This window comes from Mesorhizobium sp. M0244, assembly GCF_040321795.1.
Taxonomy (GTDB): Bacteria; Pseudomonadota; Alphaproteobacteria; order Rhizobiales; family Rhizobiaceae; genus Mesorhizobium.
This window is the reverse complement of record NZ_JAMYSE010000175.1, coordinates 1-3,870: the sequence shown is the minus strand read 5'-3', so window position 1 is coordinate 3,870 and position 3,870 is coordinate 1. Positions and strand designations below refer to the sequence as shown.

4 protein-coding genes are annotated in these 3,870 nt (G+C 62.8%); all 4 read left to right on the top strand.

From position 1 onward, the window contains the following. A partial coding sequence (locus tag NKJ08_RS38150) for a carbohydrate ABC transporter permease (RefSeq protein ID WP_502906392.1) occupies nucleotides 1-999 on the top strand: 999 nt, incomplete at its 5' end. Beyond that, a complete protein-coding gene (locus NKJ08_RS38145) occupies nucleotides 996-2,048 on the top strand; it encodes a carbohydrate ABC transporter permease (RefSeq protein ID WP_352786316.1) in 1,053 nt (350 codons plus the stop codon). The genes NKJ08_RS38150 and NKJ08_RS38145, both read left to right, overlap by 4 nt. 7 nt (nucleotides 2,049-2,055) lie before the next feature. Then, on the top strand, nucleotides 2,056-3,144 hold the full coding sequence (locus NKJ08_RS38140; protein ID WP_352527022.1) for an ABC transporter ATP-binding protein: 1,089 nt from the start codon (nucleotides 2,056-2,058) through the stop codon (nucleotides 3,142-3,144). Nucleotides 3,145-3,285: 141 nt separating this feature from the next. Then, entirely contained in the window at nucleotides 3,286-3,795 is a 510-nt protein-coding gene (locus NKJ08_RS38135; RefSeq protein WP_352786314.1) for an enolase-like domain-containing protein, read from the top strand. Nucleotides 3,796-3,870 lie beyond the last annotated feature (75 nt).

The window sequence follows — 3,870 nt, the reverse complement described above, 5'->3', positions numbered from 1 at the left end:
CCCGGCCCGGGCCCGGCGCGGGGGGCGCCGGTCGTCTGGCTGGCGTCGATCGTCAACGTGCCGCTCAAGTTCTGGCAGCGCGCGACGGGCACCGGCGGCATGGCCGCCTTCTTCCTCGCCCCAAACATGGCGATCTTCGGCATTTTCGTGCTGGTGCCGCTGGTCATCAACTTCTTCTATTCGGCCACGTCAGGAACGGCCTACTTCCTGCAGGACCGAACCTATGTGGGGCTGGAGCAATATCGGCGCCTGCTCGATTGCGGCAGCTACCTGGATACTGCCACTTGCCACGAGGATCTCTTCTGGAAGGCCGTGCACAATACGGGCGTGTTCGTCGTCGTGCAGGTGGCGCTGATGACGGTCGTGTCGATGGCGACCGCGCTGATCCTCAACCGCGAGATCGTGGGGCGCAGTTTCTGGCGCGCGGTGTTCTTCTTTCCGGTGCTGCTGTCGCCCGTCGTCACCGGCCTGATCTGGCGCTGGATCCTGCAACGCCAGGGCCTGCTGAACCTGATCGTCCATGATCTGGGCGGCGAGCCGCACAACTGGCTGACCGACCGTTTCTGGGCTTTCACCGCCGCCGTCGGGGTTTCGGTCTGGGCACATATGGGCTTCTATACGCTCATCCTGCTTGCCGGATTGCAGGCGATCCCGCGCGACCTTTACGAGGCGGCCGAGATGGACGGCACGAAGCCGGCGCGGGTGTTCTGGCGCATCACGCTGCCGCTGCTGATGCCGAACCTGCTTGTCGTCATCGTGCTGGCGCTGATCCGCGCCGTGCAGATCTTCGACGAAGTCTATGTGCTGACGGGTGGAGGGCCAGGAACCTCGACCCTCTATATCACGCAGTACATCTATGAGATCGGCTTCGCCTCCCTGCTGCGCAATCCGGGGCTGGCTTCGGCGGCTTCGATCCTGATGGGGTTGGTGCTGGTCGTGCTCACCTTGCTTCAGCTGCAGGTCGGACGCCGGGGTGAGCGGAAAGAGGCGCGCGAATGAGCGGGGTCATGACATTCCTGACCCGCCGGCGCGGCGGTCGCGGCTGGCACTGGACGGATATCGTGAGCTGGTTGTGGCTGCTCGGCGGCGTTGTCATCATGTTCGGTCCGGCCGTCTGGCTGGTGGGTTCGTCGTTCAAGACACCGGCACAGCTCGCCGAGTTCCCGCCGACCATAATGCCTTATGTCAGCCACCAGGCGAGGGTCGAAGGCTACGACAAGCCGCTGACCCTCTACAGAGTGAAGCTGCCGGATGGTTCGACCAAGGTGCTGGCCGAGGTGCGCCGCATCGGCATCGTGGCGCAGATGGTGGACCCACAGGCGCCGAACGATATCGTGAAGGTCAACATCGCCGACCGGCAGCCGGTGCGCGAAATCGGCTTCGCGACGGAGAACTACACCGGGCCCTTCGTCCATTTCGACTTCCTGCGCTGTCTGCGCAATTCGGTTTTTGTAACCGCTATGGCGACGCTGATCACGCTGCTCACCAATTCGATGGCCGCCTTCGCTTTGTCGAAATACAAGTTCCGCGGCCGCGATCTGACGATGCTTGTGATCGTCGGTACGCTGATGGTGCCGCTGTCGGTAATCCTGGTGCCGCTCTATTCGGTGGTGGGCGCCGTCGGGCTGCTCGATTCGCTCTGGGGCGTGATCTTGCCGACCGTAGCGACGCCGACCGGCGTCTTCCTGCTGCGCCAATACATGCTGACCATTCCGGATGAGCTGCTCGATGCGGCGCGCATGGACAACGCTTCCGAATGGCAGATCTACTGGCGCATCGTGTTGCCGCTTGCAGCACCGGCGCTCGCGGTGCTGGCGATCTTCTCGGTCGTCTGGCGCTGGAACGACTTTCTGTGGCCGCTGGTGGTGCTGTCGCGCAAGGAGCTCTACACACTCCAGGTCGGCCTCAATACCTATGCCGGCCAGCTCAACGTGCAGTGGCACTACATCCTGGCGATGACCGTGGTGACGATGATTCCCGTCGTCCTCGTCTTCGTCTTCCTGCAGCGTTACATCACTTCCGGCATTGCCGGCACCGGGCTGAAGTGAGGACGCCATGGGACGGATAACGCTGACCAACATCGATCGCGCTTTCGGCAAGATGAAGATCTTGCACGGCATCAATCTCGACGTCGGCGACGGCGAGATGTTGGTCCTCGTCGGCCCGTCGGGTTGCGGCAAGTCCACGCTGCTGCGGTTGATTGCCGGGCTCGATCGGCCGACCGATGGCAAGATCGAGATCGACGGGGTCGACGTCACCAATGTTTCGGCCGCGCAGCGCGGTCTGGCGATGGTGTTCCAGTCTTATGCGCTCTACCCGCACATGAGTGTGCGCCAGAACCTCGCCTTCGGGCTCGAAAACATCCGTATGCCGAAAGCCGAGATCGACGCGCGGATCACGGAGGCGACGCGCATGCTGGAAATTGCTCCCTATCTCGACCGCCGGCCCGGTCAATTGTCGGGCGGCCAGAAGCAGCGCGTGGCGATCGGCCGTGCGGTGGTGCGCAATCCGACCGCCTTTCTACTCGATGAACCGCTGTCCAACCTCGATGCCGAACTGCGAATCAGCATGCGCGCTGAACTGGCGGCCCTGCACAAGCGGCTGGCAACCACGATGATCTACGTCACCCATGACCAGATCGAAGCGATGACGCTGGCGGACCGCATCGTGGTAATGCGCTCGGGGCGGATCGAGCAGGTCGGCCGGCCGCTCGATCTCTACAACGCGCCGGCCAACCTGTTCGTCGCCGGCTTCATCGGCGCGCCGCGGATGAACCTGCTGCCGGTGAAGGTGCGTTCGGTAAACGCCGCCGAAGTGCATGTCGAAGGTCCGGGCGGGCTGTCGGCCTCGGTCGCGGCTGACGGGGTCGCGCTGAAACCGGGAGACGACGCGACGCTTGGCATCCGGCCACACGACATCGAACTTTCCGACGGCAGCAAGGGATCGGTGGAAGCGCGGGTAACGCTTGCCGAGGCGTTGGGACCGGAAACCGTTGTCCACGCCACCATCGCTGGCGACAGCAAGCTGATCGCCGTTCTCAAGCAGCAGGGCGTTGAAACGCAAGGCCCGCCGATCAGCCTCGCTCTGCCGCCGGAGCGCATGCATCTCTTCGATGCCGCCGGGCTGCGCGTCGCACCGCGTTAGCCGGTGGCATCGGCGCGACACTCCCAAGGGCCAGTTTTCCTGACGCTGCTGTCCACATTGACGTTGCGCTTGACTCGTCCATATTATCCATAATAAATCATACATATTGCCGTGAAAAAAGACGGCAGGTCGGGAGGACCAATGAAAATCACGGCCATCAAGGCGCGCGTCTGCAATGCGGAAATGCGCAACTGGGTCTTCGTTCGGGTCGAAACCGACGAGCCCGGACTGTTTGGCTGGGGTGAGGCAACACTGGAATGGAAGACCCGAGCCGTCGTTGGAGCGCTTCAGGACCTTGAGGCACTGCTCATCGGGCAAGATCCGCGCAACGTGGAGCAGTGCTACCAGATACTTACGCGCCACGGATTTTGGCGTCTTGGCGTCGAGGGAATGTCTGCCGTCAGCGGCATTGAGATCGCGCTCTGGGACATCCTGGGCAAATCATTGGGCGTCCCCGTCTGGCGCCTTCTGGGCGGCCAGGTCCGCGACTATCTGCGCACCTACACGCATCTTGGCCTCGGAGACATGAAAGCGGTCTATGAGACCGGATCCGCGGACGCGATCGTGGAACGCGGACGCATCGTGACGCAAGCAGGCTACGACGCGGTCAAGGTCGTCTGCATCCCTTATACCCACTCTCATGATTGCTGACAATGGCCTTTGACATAAGCTGCAGCCCGCCGATCCGATCGGCGGTCGAGGCACTTGTACGGCGGATATGAGGTG